Raw genomic sequence first — 16,642 nt, 5'->3', positions numbered from 1 at the left:
GTGTTTAAACTCTTGCCCTGCGACAAATTTCATCGCGCCAATAAAACAGGCCGAATAACCCGCAGCAAACAGTTGCTCAGGATTCGTGCCCGGGCCACCTGCGCCGCCTAATTCTTTCGGCGTGCTTAGCTGTATATCGAGTTTGTTATCTGAAGAGACTGAGCGACCTTCACGGCCACCGGTTGTTTTAGCTTGTGCTGTATAGATAAGTTCCATCAGCTGCTCCTAGTGTTCAAGGTTAATCATGTATTGGCCCGATAAAACATAGCAAAAGTATGTTTCATTCTTGAGAATGAAATTATGTTATCGCGATAATCAATTTTTTGATGCCATGATGTCGGCTTCAATGTTTGTTTTTTAGACATTTAAGGTCTATCTTTAGTGTTAATTATTCTAAGTGAGCCCTAGGCAAATAAAGACGACTTAGTGTTAATATGAATTGTTGAACATTAATAAAAGGAAGGGGATCTCGCACTTTTGCTATTGAATTTTTTATTGTTTTTATAACTTTCGTTTTTATGAATTACGCAGTTTTCACTAGGCTTGATGCCAAGGTTTATTGCTAGAGTTTTACTATGGGCAGATACATTTAATCTAGAAGATTGGAGTCGAACATGAGTAAAGGACAAAACGCTAAGAAAGATACTAAAAAGCAGCCGCTATTATCCGCCAAGGAAAAGCGTGCCGCTAAGCAAGCAAAGAAGAACCCGCAGGTCTTTTTAGAAAAAGCAAAGAAGTAACAATAATTAGATAACAGATGTTGTACAGGTAAAAGTAGTGATATACAGCAAAACCTTAAGTGTTTTTTCTGCAATCTAGGTACAGCGTTAACCTAGTCTTAGGTGTCTAGGCTGTCCCTTTAGCTGTTTCAGCTAGATGTTATTGTTGTGCTAATGTTTAAACCGATGTTAATTAACATCATTCATAAAAATACCGAGCCTTGGCTCGGTATTTTTTTGTTTATTATTGCTATGAATACCAAGAGTTACGAGCAGCAATCTCGTCTTAGGGCTTTCTTTGGGATTTTATCGACAATCACTTTAGCCATTAAGATTGCCAATATAATGCCAGAAGTCACCACTAGGCTGTGTGGCAACAAGGCGTGCTCCTCACCAATTTGTGGCATTACCACGAAGCCAAACGTATCCACTAGATAGTTCACCAATATCCCAAAGGCCAGCGCCACACCTAATACACCGCCGAGATAACCAAACAAGGCGCGTTTGCCTAGCTCTTTTACCACCACGCCTAAAGTCGCGATATTGGTTGCAGGCCCTGCCATCATAAATACCAGTACCGCGCCGGGTGAAACCCCTGCTAATAATAAACCTGCGGCAATTGGCGTCGATGCTGTGGCGCAGATATACATAGGTACAGACACTATTACCATCACTAGCATAGCTAAGATGCCATCGCCCCATTGAGCTAAGAAGTCTGCAGGAACATAGGTTTGCACTAATGCGGCAAAAAATAACCCCACCAATAACCACATGGTGGTATCGCGGACTAAATCAGTGGCGGCGTAATGTAATCCAGTGCCAATGCGGCTGATAATAGACTCATCTTTAAGCTCAGTCGCCGTGTCTTGGGTGGCGGCGCAACAAGCCTCGCTATCTGTGCTTTCAGTGTGAGAGTGGGTGTCCTTACTCACAATTTTACTCTCAGGAACGCTCGCGCAACAGCTGCTGGTTTTAGTGGCTGCAGTGCCCGCGATAGCGTTTGGCGCTGCAGTTTCAGCTACAGTACTTTCACTTGTATTAGTACTTGTATTAGTACTTGTATCCGTATTAGTACTTGCGCAGCATGAGCTGGTCTTTACTGGTGTCGGTGCTGCGATTTCATTAAATAACTCCGGCGCTGCAGTGTCAGCCTCGGCATTGGCTATGTTTATTTCAGGTGGATCAATTTTGCTGCTTGGGCAGCATGAGCTGGCATTGCTAACTGGTGCAGCAGTGTCGGTTTTAGTGCTGGCACAGCATGAACTGCTGCTAGATTTTACCACAGCTTCTACGGTGACCGCTGGGCTAGCTTTGCTGGCACAGCAACAACTTTTTGAGGGCGTTTCCGCCATATTGCTGGGGCTTGTCGGTGCAGACGTTGCTACGGGTTTACTCGGTTCAGCTTCATCTTTGCCAACCAAAAGTCCAGCGACTATGGCGCTGGTAATGGCGGCTATGGGTCTGATGATGGCCATAAAAGGTCCGAGTAACACATAAGACACAGTAATGGAGTCGACGCCAGTTTCTGGAGTGGAGACTAAAAATGAAGTGGTGGCCGCTTTTGAAGCACCAGAGCGGCGAAGCCCAACGGCAGCGGGGATAACGCCGCAAGAACATAAGGGCAGCGGCGCACCAATTAAGGCAGCCTTGACCACAGATTTAACCCCGTGACCACCAAGCTGTTTTTGCATCCACGCCATGGGCACAAAGACTTTGAGTAGTCCGGCCAATATCAGGCCTAACAGTAACCAAGGCGCCGATTCTAAAAAGAGTTCAGCAAAATTAGCGAATAACATGTCTAGCGCTCCTGTTGATGTGAATGGTTTTTTTGATCACAAGCTTGATGCTCATCTTCATACCGGTGCCCATGCTGGTGTTGATGTTTACGCTCAGGTTTAGGTTCAAGCTCTTTACTGCTGGATTCCAACGCCTCTAAAATGGAGCAATGCTCGGCGCTTTCAGGGCCACCGCAGCAAGCATTCGATAAACTTTGCAATGAGTTAGCAAAATGGCTCAATTCTTGGATTTTGGCTTGCACTTGAACAAGCTTACTGTCCACCATGCCTTTAACATCGGCGCAGGCCCAATTGGATTTATCCAGCTCAATGGACAGCAGCTCGGCAATTTCATTTAAAGTAAAACCCACGGCTTTAGCACGAATAATAAAGCTTAAGCGGGCCTTATCATGATCGTTATAGAGTCGATAGCCTGCGTCTGAACGACTCGATGGCGCTAATAGTCCGTGTTTTTCATAGAATCTTAAGGTGTCAGCCTTGATGTCACATTGGGCTGCCAGTTCACCGATACGATACATATGACCTCCAAAAATTGAGCGGATGACGACTAATAATAGCTTGAGTATAAACCTTGGAGTTTAATCTAAGGTCAAGACTTTTTACTCACAGTTTGAGGTAATGTAAAGTCCACTTGGTTGTTCTGATTTCAATATTGTGTAATCACACAGAAAGTACACTCACAGAAAGGCTTTTACGGTAAAATACGCCCGCTTCACTGAGGGCAAAAGGGGTTTTTGGAAAGTAGAACGGCAAGTTTTAGTTCTATTTTCCGAAAGATCCTTGCAACCAAAAGAAGTGGACCCTGTACCTACATGAATACTGTCAGACCTATTCGTCGCGCGCTGTTAAGCGTATCAGATAAAACTGGGATCCTTGAGTTTGCCCAAGCTTTGCATGCTCATGGTGTTGAATTATTGTCTACTGGAGGCACGGCGCGTTTATTAGCCGAGCACGGCCTCCCTGTCATCGAAGCGTCAGATCACACTGGGCATCCGGAAATTATGGATGGTCGGGTCAAAACTTTACATCCCAAAATTCATGGTGGCATTTTAGCGCGCCGTGGTCAGGATGAGGCTGTGATGGCTGAAAACAACATACTGCCAATCGATCTTGTGGTGGTGAACTTATATCCCTTCGCTAGCACAGTGGCCAATCCAGATTGCACCTTGGCAGACGCGGTTGAGAATATCGACATTGGCGGCCCAACCATGGTGCGCGCTGCGGCTAAAAATCATCAAGACGTCACTATAGTCGTTAACGCGAGTGATTATGCTCGCGTATTAGCGGAAATGAAGACTAACCAAGGTTCAACGACCCTAAAAATCCGTTTTGAACTCGCCGTTGCCGCCTTCGAGCACACCGCCGCCTACGATGGCATGATAGCCAACTACTTCGGTAACTTAGTGGCCATGGACGCTGATACTAGCGACGAGCAACAAGCTCTGCACCAAGAGTCTAGCTTCCCGCGCACCTTTAATAGCCAATTTATTAAGAAGCAAGATTTACGTTACGGTGAGAACAGCCATCAAAAGGCCGCTTTCTATGTGGATCCGCAGATAGATGAAGCCTCGGTCGCCAGCGCCATTCAGCTACAAGGTAAGGCATTGTCTTACAACAATATCGCCGATACCGATGCCGCCCTTGAGTGTGTGAAAGAATTCGACGGCCCAGCCTGCGTTATCGTTAAGCACGCTAATCCTTGTGGTGTGGCGCTAGGTAAAGATTTGCTCGATGCCTATAACCGCGCCTACCAGACAGATCCTACCTCGGCCTTTGGCGGTATTATCGCCTTTAATGGTGAGTTAGATGCGGCAACCGCCAGCGCCATCGTTGAGCGCCAATTTGTTGAAGTCATCATAGCGCCAAGCGTGAGCCAAGCTGCTCGCGATATCGTGGCGGCCAAAGCCAATGTGCGTTTGCTTGAGTGCGGCAAGTGGGAAACTAAAACCACAAGCCTAGATTACAAGCGGGTTAATGGTGGCCTTCTAGTGCAAGACAGAGATCAAGGCATGGTGGGTTTAGCTGACATCAAAGTCGTGTCTAAGCGTCAACCCACAGAGGCCGAGCTTAAGGATTTACTCTTCTGCTGGAAGGTGGCTAAATTTGTTAAATCTAACGCCATAGTGTACGCCAAAGAAGGCATGACAATCGGTGTGGGCGCAGGCCAAATGAGCCGAGTCTACAGCGCTAAAATTGCCGGCATTAAGGCCAGCGATGAAGGCCTAGTGGTGGAGAACAGCGTTATGGCATCGGATGCCTTCTTCCCGTTCCGTGATGGTATAGATGCCGCAGCTGCGGCTGGCATTAGCTGCATCATTCAACCGGGCGGTTCTATTCGCGATGAAGAAATAATCAAAGCCGCCGATGAACACGGCATGGCCATGGTCTTTACCGGTATGCGCCATTTCCGTCATTAATTTATGCCGTTGTTAACTAAGGCTATCGCTTCTCTAGCGTGTTGTTAGACATATTAGGGAAGCGATTATTTAAATTTTGTTTTAACGAATTAGAGCACAGCCATTTTTTCAAGTTCAATGAAAGCACGCGTAGCTTATCGATATAAGTGAGCATGCTTGAAGCAGAAATAGGGAAAATGGCGCGGCTATAAAAGGATAAAAATGAAAGTATTGGTTATCGGTGGTGGCGGTCGTGAACATGCCTTAGCCTGGAAAGCAGCACAGTCCCCGCAAGTTGATAAGGTATTTGTCGCGCCAGGCAATGCCGGCACCGCGCTTGAGCCTAAGCTAGAAAATGTGGCCATAGAGGTGACAGACATCCAAGCTTTAGTGGCCTTTGCCAAAGACAATCACATCGAGCTCACCATAGTGGGCCCAGAAGTGCCGTTAGTGTTAGGGGTTGTCGATGCGTTCAATCTAGCTAACTTACCTATTTTTGGCCCAACCCAAGGCGCGGCCCAGCTTGAAGGCTCAAAAGCCTTCACCAAAGATTTCTTAGCCCGCCACAATATTCCCACCGCCGCTTATGGCAACTTTATTGATATTGCTGCTGCTAAAGCTTATGTTTCTCAAGTGACTGAAAAAACAGGCTTCCCAATCGTTATTAAGGCCGATGGTTTGGCGGCGGGCAAGGGCGTAATCATAGCCCAAGATAAGAGTGAGGCTGATGCAGCCATTGATGACATGCTCGCCGGTAACAAGTTTGGTGAAGCAGGCTCTCGAGTGGTAGTTGAAGAGTTTTTAACTGGCGAAGAGGCAAGCTTTATCGTGATGGTGGACGGTAAAAATATCCTTGCCATGGCGACCAGCCAAGACCATAAAGCCCGTGACAATGGCGATAATGGCCCCAATACTGGCGGCATGGGCGCGTATTCACCGGCGCCTGTAGTGACTCAGACAGTGCATGATTGGACCATGAATAACGTTATTCGCCCAACAGTGGATGGCATGGCCGCAGAAGGCAATGTCTATAAAGGCTTCTTGTATGCTGGCCTTATGATAGCCCCAGATGGCAGCGCTAAAGTATTAGAATATAACTGCCGCTTTGGCGACCCTGAAACCCAGCCGATTATGATGCGCCTTAAGTCTGACTTGGTTGAGTTATGTCTTGCCGCTACCCGTGGTGAGCTAGATAAGGTCACTGCCGAGTTTGATGAGCGCCCAGCCGTTGGCGTGGTGATGGCTGCTGGTGGTTATCCCGATGCCTACCGCAAAGGTGATGTGATAGCAGGGTTAAGCCTTGGTGACAATCAGGGCAAGGTGTTCCATGCAGGCACAGCAACCCAAGATGGCCATGTTGTTACCCATGGCGGTCGAGTGTTATGCGCCACCGCCCTTGGCAATAGTGTAACCGCAGCGCAAAAAGCCGCCTATGCCTTAGTGGAAACCGTGCATTGGGATGAGGTGTATTTTCGCACCGACATCGCCTATCGGGCCATTGCTCGAGAGCAACAAGCTTAAGGTCCCTCTGGCTAACAGTGAGTTAAAGGCAGGCTATTGGCTGAAGATAAGCACTAAATCTTAGTTTAATATTAAACCCCGAAATGCCCCGCGCATCTCGGGGTTTGTTATTTTCGAGATTAGGGTGCTAGGGGAAATCATCAATTTGTATGCTTGCAATAAATTTTTCCAGTTCAAATTGAATGCTTAGTCGTAACTGTCAATGGATTGTGCATATTTAGTGGTTGTTGGCGGGTATTTACTCGAAGGGAGGGCTTAAGCGCTGACTGGCTCTGATGTTGGGGGTAAATCAAATATCGACTTAGATCACAAAACTGTGTCAGGATAGCGGCTGTCACAAGTTTGTAACTAAGGCTTCAAACTTAGCAACAACCTTTCAAGTGGCATTTGATTAACGCCCAGATTTGCCAATAACCATACTTATAATAATGACAATAGGAAGTAGTTTATGCCTGCGCATACTCATAAGCGTCCCACCTTGCTCGATGCATTAATCCCTATCATAGCGCTGGTTGCCATGCTGGTTGCTGCCGTGTATTTGTTTTCATCGGACAGTTCATCGGGTGCTAACCAAATCGCGCTTATTCTGGCGGCCTGTATTGCAATCGTCATAGGTTATAAGAATGGCTACAGCTGGAACGAGATGGAAAAGGGCGTAGTACGCAGTGTGGGCGTCGCCACCGGCGCCTTGTTGATTTTATTCAGTGTCGGCTCCTTGATTGGCACCTGGATTTTATCCGGCACTGTGCCCACCATGATTTTTTATGGCATGAAAATTTTAAACCCTGATTATTTCTATGCCGCCTCCTGCCTACTTTGCGCCGTAGTGGCCTTAAGTATCGGCAGTTCTTGGACCGTCGCGGGCACTTTAGGTATTGCGCTGGTGGGTATTGCCTCTGCCATGGGGCTAAGTGTTGAAATGACAGCCGGCGCCATCATCAGTGGCGCTTATTTTGGCGATAAGATGTCGCCCATGTCCGACACCACTAACCTAGCGCCAGCGGTGGCGGGCACAGATATTTTCAGTCATATCCGCCATATGACTTGGACCACAGTGCCCAGCATCATCATTGCCTTGATTGGATTTTTATTCTTAGGGCTAAATGCCGAGGCCACCCCAATTGAAACCAGCTTAGCTGAAACCTTGGACTTAATCGATCGTACCTATCAGCCTGGGGTGCATTTACTCTTTCCATTATTGGTGGTGCTGTTTCTCGCCTTTAAGAAGATGCCCGCCTTTCCCACCGTGATTTTAGGCACCTTAGCAGGGGCGGCCTCGGCAGCAATTTTTCAATTCGATAACGTGGTGAGCTTTGTTCACGATGACAGCTTGCCGCCCATGGTCGCCTTAGTAAAAGGCATCTGGATTGCCATGTTCGATGGCTATGTGGCCAACACAGGCGATGCGGTATTAGATAGCCTGTTAAGCCGAGGCGGCATGAGCAGCATGGTGACCACGGTATGGTTAATTCTGTGTGCCATGGCCTTTGGCGGCGTGATGGAAGTCACGGGTTTACTGGCGCGTATTTTGGAAAACATTCTTAAATTAGTGACGGGGACCAGCAGCCTTATTATCACCACATTAGCCTGCTGTATCGGCGCCAACATCATCACAGCGGATCAGTTTATCGCCATCGTCTTGCCAGGGCGTATGCTAAAGCTGGAGTACACTAAGCGTAAATTAGCACCGGTCAACTTAAGCCGCGCCCTCGAGGATTCGGCCACTATCACGAGCCCCTTAGTCCCATGGAATACCTGTGGTGCCTTTATGGCCAGCACCTTAGGTGTGGCCACCATTGCTTATTTACCTTATGCCTTCTTTAATCTGGTTTGCCCTTTTGTTAGTGCAGGTTATGCTTACTTTAACTTCAAAATAGAGCCATTAGTTGAAAGCGAATCGCCAACGGCAGAAGCGGCGGTTTAACACAACGAGATAAACCCCATTGAGCAAAAAGCCTCGCAGGTATTCACATGCGAGGCTTTTTATTTAGCTTAATTGGCAACCTCGGGCATTGGACTAACGTCCTGAGAGACGCCCATTCTTACTGAAAAAGTTCAACGGTAAAAAAAGGTCCCTGTGGGCTCGGGCGCAGCATCCCTGCTGCCTCATTCAAGAGATAGACTCGAGCCATTTAGTCCAACACCCTCTCATTAGCTTCAGTGTTACCATTCAGCTTTTATCAACAGGCATTAATTGAACTACTCATTGATAAACTTTGGCCGGGTTTTAACTCGTTTTTGTCCAAACTTTGTTTGGATCAAAGTCGCAGGGTTCCACTCTGCACTGGCCAAGAGGGGAAAACAACAGCATTCTCCCCTCTTGGAACTCCCCTGTGCCGCCCGCGAAGTTGTTGTTCCTCATATGACGAAGAAAATACCTAACGGCTCGACGGCACGTCCATGTGCCCAACGAGCCTTAACCATCATCCCTGATGGTTGCACGGTATTTTAATCGTCGTATTTCGGCAACTTCGAGGGTAATTGGTGCAACACTGGGAGTGTACTGTTAGGCTTAACATAGGCAGGGGACTAGATTTTACGAGCTAACAGATTGCACGAATGCTAAAAAGGTGAACCATGACGCTTCACCACGTGAAAGGCAAGCCGATCGTCCGACCCATGACATTTCTTTGGCATCCAGCCATGAAGGCATTTGTGAATCCTTTCATATCAGACGGGGTGACCGACTTGAGTTTAAATCAAGAGCCAAGGACGGACTTGCTGCGTGTCGTTGAAACTTTTTTATGACAGAAATGGGCCATGGCGAGCCTGTATACAGAAATTTCAGTGACAGGTTTCAAGCCTTCAGCTACTGACTTTTTCGAGGAAGGATTAAATCGTAATTGGTATCAGATCCCCGATGATTGGCCTGATTTACTGTTGGTGTGGGCCGGTCAACCTGGAGTTGACCTGGCCCGCTCAAGCGAGTTGGCGAAAAAGAAGTTACAGGGCAACGACTTTTGTCACGGGCCCCTCCCCATTGGGACGTTCGAGGGGAATAATTTGCATCGTGAGATCAATGAAGTCATTATGAGTATCTCTTGCTGGGCTTCAGTTTTAATCGGCACGAAGCGAATGCTGGGCCTGAAGCTGGCTTCATAAATCGCCATGGCATCATTTTTATCGTTCTTGCTGCCGCGCACAAAGGGCGTGACATGTTGGGCGGGGATAAGCTTAACTCTGTGCCCCATGGCAAGAAACTTACGCCCCCAATAATGGGAGGAATAACAGGCCTCAAAGACCACATCGCAGACTGGCTGCTGCGACATGAACTCGCTCAGCTGTGCGCGATTTAAGCGCTTGCTGAACACTTGTTTGGCGTGTTCATCCATCCCCAATAATTGAAATACATTTTTTGCCAAATCAATCGAAATAGTGCTAACTTTCATGGTGGACGCTCCTTAAGTAACTGTATGGTTCAACATCAGTTTGGCGCATTGACGCCGTATTAGGGGGCGTCCATCTCATCACCCAAGATTTCTGGCGAAATAGTGACCGCTTTACTACGCTTTAGTTATCACTTTTTTTATCGGTATTAGATGATGGCCAGACCAAGGAAAACCATAGTCAGTTTGGATGACACGCCGTATTATCATTGTTGCTCGAGGGTCGTTAGAAAAGCGTTCTTGTGCGGGATAGATAACAGCACTGGTGAGAACTTTGAGCATAGGCGCGGCTGGGTAGAAGGGCGGATGTTTCAGTTGGCGACTATTTTTTCAATGGACATTTGTGCCTATGCCGTGATGTCAAATCATCTGTATATTGTGCTTAGGGTCGATGCCGAGCAAGCACAGTTATGGTCAGATAAAGAAGTACTCACTCAATGGCATAAAGGTTTTAAGGGCACCTTGTTAACCCAGCGCTTTGTCAAAGATGAACCCTTAGATGAGTTTGAACTTAACACGGTACAGGACTTAATAGCGGTATACCGTGAACGCCTTACTGATATTAGTTGGTTTATGCGCGCCTTGTGTGAGCCAATAGCCAGAATGGCCAATAAGGAAGATTCATGTACCGGTAGATTCTGGGAAGGACGCTTTAAATCGCAGGCCCTGCTCGATGAAGCCGCGGTATTAGCCTGCATGGCCTATGTTGACCTCAACCCGTGCGCGCAAAAATGGCTGCCACGCCAGAAACTTCTGATTACACAGGTATTCAAAGGCGTATCAAATCAGCCTTGAAAGGCGAGCAACCGAAAGAATTATTGCCATTCTTAGGCAATGAACGTGACAATATGCCTAAAGGGCTGATGTTTAGCGCAAAAGATTACCTCATGTTAGTAGAAGACACCGGCAGAATTATTAGGGGAGACAAACGCGGTGCTATCAGCCACAGCAGCCAGCATATCCTCGATAGACTCAACATCCCCACTGAAAACTGGCTTAAAATCACAGAAGACTTTGGCCATTTATTTAAAGGTGCAGTAGGTTCGCTGCAAGCTCTGAGTCAATACTGTGAACACCTAGCGCGAAAGTGACGACAAAGCGCCGCCAATTGCCAGCGTTGGCTCTGCGGTTAAGCCGTTATCCTTCACTTTAAGATTAACATCCATTTATGCTCAGCTTCATTTCAGCTTGAGCTAGATAACAGCGTCCGCAACACGCAACACACTCATATCGAAATTTATTCCTTGCTTCGATGAAGTTGATGGCTGATTTCCACTATTTTTGAGCTTTACATTTCGTTGTGAACCAGCGGTAGATAGTCAAAAGTATATCGTCACAGCGTAACTGAGAGAGAATCATCTGAGGTAAGAAGAATGGGTGGCTATGTTGTCTTTATGTTGTCCTTAAACAGGTAAAACTAAGTTGAGAGGTGCAATCGCCTTCCTTAAAGGCGAACGCTTGATATCAAGTACAATTGAAAGGTCATAAACTTGACTCTTTTTAGGATGGCCGTTTACTGCTTAATTTTCAGAGAGTTGAATTCAAGGATTGTCAAGTACTGGATATTTACAACACAAACAACACCGATGTAGTAAAATTCTTGACTTTACTGCAACGAATGGTTAGCTTTTGCAATTTGCACTTAAAAAGGATTTTGGCACAAAAATGAGAAACATAAGACTAATTACAGGAATTTTAACTCTATTAATATCTTTTGATTTATTGGCGGATAATTGCCCTATTTTATTACCTAACTCAAGTGCAGAGGTTTCAACCAATACATTATCAACATGCGTAAAACTAAAAAACTTAAATTATGAAAAAACTTACTTCGTTGCTGACCCCAGCTTCCAAAAAAATGCAGACTATAATATAAAAATTGAAACTGTAGCAGGTATTACTATATTAGATAAAAATCAATTATCTAATATCTTTAGCACAAGCGCTAAGTTAAACACAAACTTAAACACTGAAATAAAAATTATTTTAACTCCAATAACTCAAGATGTTAAGTATAGATACTCCATTATTCATGATGAAAATACATCTACAGGTGAAACCTCAATTTATATAGGATTACACTCAAAAAAAGTAAAGACATTTGTAGATCCACCACCTTGCCGTGGATGTGAAGTTAACAATACACCTATTGATACTCTGATAAATTTATATTCTCATACAATGAATTCAGCTGTTACAAGCTCCGCAGCTGAAGTATCATAATGTTCTAACTCTAACCGCCCTCCAGAAAGTCCACCAAAAAATAGAAAAACAGGTGAAAAGCTTAATATCAACGGTGTTTTAAGGGAATCACGATCATGGACTATAAATATTGAGAAAACTCATTCATCTGGAGCGCAATTTTCTGCAGGAATGGCGCGCTTGGTTGTCATGCATCGAACAGGAGGCGCTTTGGACGTAGCCCATTCTCAGGAATCAGATTACATAGGTTCAGCTTCAATGGGGAATTTCCTTTATGGTGCGAATGCTAAGGCTATGGGTTTTACAGAATCGACGATTTTAAGAGGCGCTGCTTTTTACCAAGCCATAGGTAATGATTTTTGGTCCAATTTACCACACGGTATTTATAACTATGTGACGAATACTGGAGATAATCCTGGAGATCCAGAACAGACCCTTGCAGGTGTCCGTTATCATGATGAAGTATTTATGAAAAACCAATCCGATCCTTCTTCTGTTTCATGTGCAGATGCCGGTTCAGCTGGAAATGCTTTGCTGCCTGGTGGTGGTGAAGGAGGAAACCCCGGTGGTGGCGCTGGTGGTGGATCGGGTGATATTGGTGGCGGTAGTGGACGAGGCACTAAATGGTGCTTTTATCAAAAAGGCTTTCCAACTTATTGCTGGATTACGCCATAATGTTAACAAAAAACTCAATTAAAGATACGATACTCTTTTATAATCGAGATATTCAATTGAATAAATTATTTATTGCATTGCTTACTCTTTGCCTTATGGCTTGTGATAACAGGCCTGCACCATCATTTTATGATGTCGAAAAAAACTTTTATGATAACAAAATAATTTTTAATGAGTTAGCGGCAACTTTCTGTGATTTAGGGCTAAAAAAAAATTTCGGTAATAACAATCATTGGTTTGGCTATAATATTGATACTGTTGAAGATAAATTAAGAGACAAAAACTTGGATCGTTTGCTAAAAAAAATCGGAGCTAAGTTAATCACTTACCAAGAAACAGAATCAAATCAGTGTAGCTTAATTATTGACTACTCTACCCGTGGCTTTGCTGGAACTGGAATTAGTTATCTATATAGCTATCAAGTTGAACATCCCATGCCTTTTAATAGTAAGGAGCATACGTTTGAGAAAATTTCAAATCTGGGGCTTGATATGAGTTTTGACAAGGCATTAGAAAGTGGATGGTATTTCTCCTTCAAATATACTTAATAATTTACTCACTCGTTAACTAACCTGAGATCGGTTTAAGCCATAACAGAAATCGCATTGAAATCGACATCTGTGATATTAAGTTGTGGCTTACTCTCTTTGAGTTGATAGGCAATTAAACCGCCAATCATATTCAGCATAAAACCATGCACACTTCTATGCCTCGAATGCTCGATTTGTGAGATATTCTTAAGCTGATCATTGATCGTTTCTATAATAAATCTTCGTGAAAGCATTGCCCTATCCCACAGTGATAAAACCTTCTTTTTCATGTTCTTGCGAACATTGTTTACTAGTGTTACGCCTTGCTCAAGTAGCTCGCTTGCCAACGCTTTACTGATATAGCCTTTATCCGCATACAGCTTGTCCATAGCATTCACCACCATGCCTGAAACAGGCTTAGTGTCATGGGTATTGGCTGGAGTAATTTTGGCGGCAACAATCCCCCCCTTATGGTTAACGATGAGGTGAAGCTTGAACCCGTAGAACCACCCCATGGTCCCTTTTCCGCGGCGAGCAAGGCCAGATAACGTTTTATGTCGTGGAATTCGCAAATTGTGGCAAACCTTTACGCTGGTCGAATCGACAAATTCAATCCCCGTAGGTAGACTTCTGATGCTGGAGAAATAGCTGCATAGTGGCACGACAGCTGTCGGCATAAGCTCAATAAAACGGGTATAGCTGAGTAAGTTGGGAAACTCAGACTTGAAAAATCGAGCAAGATATCCAGTGTAGTAATTTTTGAAGTCACGATGATGAGATGTATGGAAGAGTATGATAATAGTCATTATTTCGCTCATGCTCATTCTGCTTGAACGTTGGCGCTTACGCGTGCCATCTGTTACGCATTGTTTTTTCCATTGCGGCATGAATACAGCACAAAAATCATCGACATCACAAAATACATCCACTAAATTATCCATAAGCCCTCTGCGTGATTTGTTCCTTCTTGGTCGAAAGATCTGATCACAAAGAGGGCGATTAGTTCAGTTTTTTATCCCGAGTTGAGGTTAACTAATATTAAAAAGGTGAACCATGAGTGTTTGCGAGACGACCGTCCGACCCATGGCCGCTCTCTGGCATCCATGCCATCACGGCATTCGTGAGTCCTTTCACATCAGACGGGATATTCGAGCCCTCATGGACGGCTCTTGATCTCACTAGAAATTGGCGTGTCGACGAGATTTTTTATTAAAAAAATGGGTCATGACAAGCCTGTACGCAGGAGTTTCAGTGATTTACTTTTGAGATTTAATTGTTCAGAACAAATTTTCTAGCTCATTTTTTGTCTAAATTCGCTTTGACGTTTTTTATTCTAAGTGTTCTAAAAAGCCTCGCTGGTATTTGCTGGCGAGGCTTTTTATTTGTATTCAGCTAAATGTTAAATACCCAAGATTAGCCGAGTTTGTCTTTAAGCCAGCCGTAATGGTAATAACCCCATTGGCCTAAGCGTCTGGCCTGAGCGAAGGGCATTACGGGCAGAGGTGCTTGATAAAGCGGTAGGGCTGGTGCAGTTTTTCCTGCCATCATTTGGGCGAGGCGAAAGCCTGCTTGGGCGCTAAAAGACACTCCAGCGCCGCAATAGCCTAAGCTGTACCCCACACCATCTTTACCATAAACATGGGGCATATCATCCATGGCCGCTGCGATCCAGCCGGTCCAGTTGTAGGCGACAGCCTTGTGTTTGAGTGTTGGGAAACACTTATCCAATGCCTGTTTTAGCCGCTGGCCATAAATAGGGTTGGCGCCATCTTTGCCCCATACGGCGCCGCGGCCACCAAACAGGATGCGATTGTCCGGCAGCAAACGGTAATAATATTTAAGGATGCGGGTATCCATGGTGACTTGATGGGTCTTAAGTCCGGCGCTGATGAGTTCATCCGCTGACAGGGGTTCAGTGACTATCACATTGCTTAAGATGGGCAGGAACTTATTGTCTATACGCGGGTTAAAGTGCTTTGGGGTATAGGCATTGCCGGCGCAAATCACTTGGTCGGCAATCAATTCACCCTTGTCAGTTATCAGCCTGTGTTGACCGTTTTCTTCTATCCAATCGAGCACGCAGGATTGCTCGCTTATGGTGACACCTTGACTAAGCACGGCATCTTTATAGCCTAAGAGTAGCTTGAGTGGGTTTAAGCCAAAGCCATCTTTTAAGCGCAGGGCGCCGAAGGCTTGGCCGTGGTTCATGTAACGCTCGCAGAAATCTTGCCCCGAGATAAACTCGGCGCCATCGCCAAAATGTTTGAGAATAAATTCACTGGCGCCTTTGAGTTTTTCCATGGCCTTGGCATTGTGAGCCACTTTTAAATAACCCTGTTCTTGAGGCTCGCAGTCAATACTATGCTGCTTGATGAGGCCATCGACTCGAGATACAGCTTCGCTGAATTCTTGATAAATCCCCTTAGCGGTAGCTAAATCCCAGCGCTTCGCCATATCGGCATAGCCTAAGCGGCCTGATCCTTTGAGCACAAAACCTGCATTGCGGGCGCTGGCACCAAAGCCTACACGGTTGGCTTCGAGTACATGACAATCGATATTGAATTCACTGGCAAGGTAATAGGCTGTCATCAGCCCAGTGTAACCGCCGCCTATGATAGCCACTTGGGTGCGCTGAGTGCCAGTTAATGAGGGCAATAGGGCTGGGAGCTCAATAGTGCTGGCCCAATAGCTATTGGCTTGAGGCTGGCCGGCGGGATTGGCATTGATTAAGGGATCGTACATAGTTCACTCTTTTTATTATTGTTATTCAGTTTTTGATGATTAGTTACTAGAAGTTAATCAGCATTTCACAGGCAGTACAGTGGCAATCATTGCCACAGAGTACGCAGAGATAGTCACTGCCATCATTGGCTTGATTCCATCTGCCTGGGTGCTCTTTAATCAAGCGGCCACCGGCCTTAGTGAAGTAGCGCACCGCCGCATTGTGTGGGCTTTGTTTCCATAGGTGACTAACGCCAGCTTTGGCACCTTGGGCTTTAACGGCCGCGATGGACTGTGCTAACAAGTCACCGCCTATGCCTTGGCCTCTGGCTTTTTCGGCTAAAGTGTTGGACTTAAAGTAGCAGACCTTATCTATTTCAACCCCCCAAAGGGCGGGGCTACACCATTCATCTAAGGTCCACTGATTGGCCGTAAATGTCAGCCTGAAACCTATGATTTCACCTGCTTGCTCTGCGACAAAGTGCGCATTAATGCCGTCTTTTATCCCTAGCTGGTAATAATGTTTGAGCGTGTCCAAGTCTAGGTAGTTGGCACCATGCACTTGCTCCCCAAGGGAAATGACTTGAGCAAAATCGCTTGGTGTTAGGTTTCTTATCATCTTCTTTCCACACTCATTATCTGTATTTTTTAGGTCTAATTAACTCAGGGCGGCTTTCTCATTCGGCCAGGATGGAA

General features: G+C 45.6%; 12 protein-coding genes and 3 pseudogenes. 8 read left to right on the top strand and 7 right to left on the bottom strand.

The genetic code is table 11. The features are described from left to right. Positions 1-9: 9 nt before the first annotated feature. Positions 10-216: pseudogene (locus SDEN_RS17710) on the bottom strand (Ohr family peroxiredoxin); the annotation flags it as partial. 398 nt (positions 217-614) lie between these two features. Between SDEN_RS17710 and SDEN_RS20985 the strand changes: the two are divergent. After that, the gene (locus SDEN_RS20985) at positions 615-740 is read left to right on the top strand and encodes a hypothetical protein (protein WP_259394868.1); all 126 of its coding nucleotides are present in this window, start codon (positions 615-617) and stop codon (positions 738-740) included. A gap of 245 nt (positions 741-985) precedes the next feature. On the opposite strand, the gene SDEN_RS17705 is transcribed toward SDEN_RS20985, so the two are convergent. After that, positions 986-2,515, bottom strand: coding sequence for an SO_0444 family Cu/Zn efflux transporter (locus SDEN_RS17705; protein WP_011497826.1), 1,530 nt, complete (start codon positions 2,513-2,515; stop codon positions 986-988). 2 nt (positions 2,516-2,517) lie between these two features. Continuing rightward, positions 2,518-3,033 (bottom strand): Zn(2+)-responsive transcriptional regulator, encoded by a 516-nt coding sequence (zntR, locus tag SDEN_RS17700; protein WP_011497825.1) that lies wholly within the window; start codon positions 3,031-3,033, stop codon positions 2,518-2,520. 294 nt (positions 3,034-3,327) lie between these two features. Here zntR and purH point away from each other — a divergent pair, with 294 nt between their 5' ends. The 3 genes from purH to nhaC all read left to right on the top strand — a co-directional run bounded on the left by purH (position 3,328) and on the right by nhaC (position 8,356). Then, a complete protein-coding gene (purH, locus tag SDEN_RS17695) occupies positions 3,328-4,932 on the top strand; it encodes a bifunctional phosphoribosylaminoimidazolecarboxamide formyltransferase/IMP cyclohydrolase (protein ID WP_011497824.1) in 1,605 nt (534 codons plus the stop codon). A 201-nt stretch (positions 4,933-5,133) separates the two neighbouring features. Continuing rightward, positions 5,134-6,432: a phosphoribosylamine--glycine ligase gene (gene purD, locus SDEN_RS17690; protein WP_011497823.1), complete on the top strand. Its 1,299-nt coding sequence runs from the start codon at positions 5,134-5,136 to the stop codon at positions 6,430-6,432. Positions 6,433-6,880: 448 nt separating this feature from the next. Continuing rightward, positions 6,881-8,356 (top strand): Na+/H+ antiporter NhaC, encoded by a 1,476-nt coding sequence (nhaC, locus tag SDEN_RS17685; protein WP_011497822.1) that lies wholly within the window; start codon positions 6,881-6,883, stop codon positions 8,354-8,356. Between the two features lie 1,102 nt (positions 8,357-9,458). Here nhaC and SDEN_RS17680 read toward each other — a convergent pair. Continuing rightward, positions 9,459-9,821 (bottom strand): annotated as a pseudogene (locus tag SDEN_RS17680) (transposase); the annotation flags it as partial. 153 nt (positions 9,822-9,974) lie between these two features. On the opposite strand from SDEN_RS17680, the pseudogene SDEN_RS17675 reads away from it, so the two are divergent. The 4 genes and pseudogenes from SDEN_RS17675 (at position 9,975) to SDEN_RS17655 (ending at position 13,243) form a co-directional block, all read left to right on the top strand. Further along, a pseudogene (locus SDEN_RS17675) lies at positions 9,975-10,909 on the top strand (transposase). A 538-nt stretch (positions 10,910-11,447) separates the two neighbouring features. Further along, complete coding sequence (locus SDEN_RS17665) at positions 11,448-12,041, top strand: hypothetical protein (RefSeq protein WP_157599886.1); 594 nt, start codon at positions 11,448-11,450, stop codon at positions 12,039-12,041. 150 nt (positions 12,042-12,191) lie between these two features. Next, positions 12,192-12,695 carry a polymorphic toxin type 44 domain-containing protein gene (locus tag SDEN_RS17660; RefSeq protein WP_011497819.1) on the top strand — a complete coding sequence of 168 codons (504 nt, stop codon included), beginning with the start codon at positions 12,192-12,194 and terminating at the stop codon, positions 12,693-12,695. Next, positions 12,695-13,243: a hypothetical protein gene (locus SDEN_RS17655; protein WP_011497818.1), complete on the top strand. Its 549-nt coding sequence runs from the start codon at positions 12,695-12,697 to the stop codon at positions 13,241-13,243. Before SDEN_RS17660 ends, SDEN_RS17655 begins: the two co-directional genes overlap by 1 nt. 35 nt (positions 13,244-13,278) lie before the next feature. Here SDEN_RS17655 and SDEN_RS17650 read toward each other — a convergent pair whose 3' ends face one another. The 3 genes from SDEN_RS17650 to SDEN_RS17640 all read right to left on the bottom strand — a co-directional run bounded on the left by SDEN_RS17650 (position 13,279) and on the right by SDEN_RS17640 (position 16,565). Then, complete coding sequence (locus SDEN_RS17650) at positions 13,279-14,166, bottom strand: IS982-like element ISSde7 family transposase (RefSeq protein WP_011497817.1); 888 nt, start codon at positions 14,164-14,166, stop codon at positions 13,279-13,281. A gap of 472 nt (positions 14,167-14,638) precedes the next feature. Beyond that, positions 14,639-15,967, bottom strand: coding sequence for an NAD(P)/FAD-dependent oxidoreductase (locus SDEN_RS17645; RefSeq protein ID WP_011497816.1), 1,329 nt, complete (start codon positions 15,965-15,967; stop codon positions 14,639-14,641). A 46-nt stretch (positions 15,968-16,013) separates the two neighbouring features. Further along, positions 16,014-16,565 carry a GNAT family N-acetyltransferase gene (locus SDEN_RS17640; protein ID WP_011497815.1) on the bottom strand — a complete coding sequence of 184 codons (552 nt, stop codon included), beginning with the start codon at positions 16,563-16,565 and terminating at the stop codon, positions 16,014-16,016. Between the last annotated feature and the right edge of the window lie 77 nt (positions 16,566-16,642).

The organism is Shewanella denitrificans OS217 (assembly GCF_000013765.1).
GTDB classification, from domain to species: Bacteria; Pseudomonadota; Gammaproteobacteria; order Enterobacterales; family Shewanellaceae; genus Shewanella; species Shewanella denitrificans.
Note: the sequence above shows the minus strand (reverse complement) of the source record. Positions and strands in the feature narration are given on the sequence as shown.

Bases quoted from the DNA above. Each gene is read 5' to 3' on its own strand.
- SDEN_RS20985 (WP_259394868.1), top strand. From the start codon at position 615: ATGAGTAAAGGACAAAACGCTAAGAAAGATACTAAAAAGCAGCCGCTA.
- SDEN_RS17705 (WP_011497826.1), bottom strand. From the start codon at position 2,515: ATGTTATTCGCTAATTTTGCTGAACTCTTTTTAGAATCGGCGCCTTGG.
- zntR (WP_011497825.1), bottom strand. From the start codon at position 3,033: ATGTATCGTATCGGTGAACTGGCAGCCCAATGTGACATCAAGGCTGAC.
- purH (WP_011497824.1), top strand. From the start codon at position 3,328: ATGAATACTGTCAGACCTATTCGTCGCGCGCTGTTAAGCGTATCAGAT.
- purD (WP_011497823.1), top strand. From the start codon at position 5,134: ATGAAAGTATTGGTTATCGGTGGTGGCGGTCGTGAACATGCCTTAGCC.
- nhaC (WP_011497822.1), top strand. From the start codon at position 6,881: ATGCCTGCGCATACTCATAAGCGTCCCACCTTGCTCGATGCATTAATC.
- SDEN_RS17660 (WP_011497819.1), top strand. From the start codon at position 12,192: ATGGCGCGCTTGGTTGTCATGCATCGAACAGGAGGCGCTTTGGACGTA.
- SDEN_RS17655 (WP_011497818.1), top strand. From the start codon at position 12,695: ATGTTAACAAAAAACTCAATTAAAGATACGATACTCTTTTATAATCGA.
- SDEN_RS17650 (WP_011497817.1), bottom strand. From the start codon at position 14,166: ATGGATAATTTAGTGGATGTATTTTGTGATGTCGATGATTTTTGTGCT.
- SDEN_RS17645 (WP_011497816.1), bottom strand. From the start codon at position 15,967: ATGTACGATCCCTTAATCAATGCCAATCCCGCCGGCCAGCCTCAAGCC.
- SDEN_RS17640 (WP_011497815.1), bottom strand. From the start codon at position 16,565: ATGATAAGAAACCTAACACCAAGCGATTTTGCTCAAGTCATTTCCCTT.